This window comes from Achromobacter sp., from assembly GCF_049647645.1.
GTDB lineage: Bacteria > Pseudomonadota > Gammaproteobacteria > Burkholderiales > Burkholderiaceae_B > Achromobacter.
In genome coordinates this window covers 1-1,544 of record NZ_JBARYB010000081.1, presented here as the reverse complement: position 1 = coordinate 1,544, position 1,544 = coordinate 1, and the positions used below count along the sequence as shown (strand labels likewise).

The 1,544-nt window shown below is 66.7% G+C and carries 1 protein-coding gene and 1 pseudogene; both read left to right on the top strand.

Going from position 1 to position 1,544, the window contains the following annotated elements; translation table 11 throughout:
- Positions 1-58 precede the first annotated feature (58 nt).
- Positions 59-331: a VirB3 family type IV secretion system protein gene (locus WBB14_RS09355; RefSeq protein WP_226466817.1), complete on the top strand. Its 273-nt coding sequence runs from the start codon at positions 59-61 to the stop codon at positions 329-331.
- A gap of 15 nt (positions 332-346) precedes the next feature.
- Positions 347-1,544: pseudogene (locus WBB14_RS09350) on the top strand (conjugal transfer protein TrbE); the annotation flags it as partial.

The following is a 1,544-nucleotide window of genomic DNA, read 5'->3' as shown; positions in this document are numbered from 1 at the left end:
CGTTCGCGGCTTCGAGCTTCTTCCTGTCGTTCTTCAGCTTCTCCGGCGGGGCCGTCGTATGAGTGCCCCGGATAGCTTCGCGGTCGGCTTCGAGGTGCCGCTGCATCGCTCGCTGACCGAGCCGATTCTGCTGGGCGGTGCGCCGCGCACCGTGGCGATCGCCAACGGCACGCTGGCCGCCGCTGTCGGCCTGGGCCTGCAACTATGGATTCCCGGCGTGGTGCTCTGGATCGTCGGCCATTCGCTGGCAGTGTGGGGTGCGCGCGTCGATCCGCAGTTCATGCAGGTCTTCGCCCGGCACATCAAGCACCGCCCGCTGCTGGACGTGTGAGGGGAGGACGCTGCGATGCTGAACCTCGCCGAATACCGCCAGCGCCCGGCCTTGCTTGCCGACTGGCTGCCCTGGGCCGGGCTGGTCGCACCGGGCGTCGTCTTGAACAAGGACGGCAGTTTCCAGCGCACGGCCCGGTTTCGCGGGCCTGACCTCGACAGCGCGACGCAGGGCGAGCTGGTCGCCACGTCGGCGCGGTTGAACAATGCGCTGCGCCGCATGGGATCGGGCTGGGCGCTATTCATCGAAGCCGAGCGCCGGCCTGCGGCCGATTATCCGCACTCAGATTTTCCCGAGCCGCTTTCGTGGGTGGTGGAGGAAGAACGCCGGGCCGCCTTCGAAGAATCGGGCCATCACTTCGAGAGCGGCTATCACCTGACGCTGCTCTATCTGCCGCCGGAAGAATCCCGCGCCCGTGCAGCCAAGATGCTCTACGAGAACACGCCGACGAATGGCGTGGACTGGCGCGAGCGGCTGCAAGCCTTCGTCGCGGAAACGGATCGCGTCTTTGACCTGCTCGACGGCGTGATGCCGGAAATTGACTGGCTCGATGACGCGCAGACGCTGACCTACCTGCACGCCGCCATTTCGACGCGGCGCTACCGCGTCGGCGTGCCCGAAGTGCCGTTCCACATCGACGCGCTGCTGACCGATTCCGCGCTGGTCGGCGGCCTGGCGCCCATGCTGGGCGACCAGCACCTGCGCGTGGTGTCGGTGCGCGGCTTCCCGACCTCGACCTGGCCTGGGATTCTGGACGACCTCAACCGCCTCGGTTTTGCGTACCGCTGGAGCACGCGCTTTCTCTGCCTCGACAAAGCCGAGGCGGAAAAAGAGCTTTCCCGCCTGCGCCGCCAGTGGTTCGCCAAGCGCAAGAACGTGATCGCGCTGCTGCGCGAAACCATCTTCCAGCAGGAAAGCCCACTGGTCGATACCGACGCGAGCAACAAGGCGGCGGACGCGGACGCCGCCCTGCAGGAGCTGGGCAGCGATCAAGTCGCCTTCGGCTACCTCACCGCCACGGTGACGGTGCTCGATGCCGACCCTGCGGTGGCCGACGAGAAACTGCGCATGGTGGAGCGCGTCATCCAGGGACGGGGCTTCGTCACCATTCCCGAGACCCTGAATGCCGTGGATGCGTGGCTTTCCTCGCTCCCCGGAAACGCCTACGCCAATGTCCGACAGCCCATCGTCTCGACGCTGAACCTGGCGCACA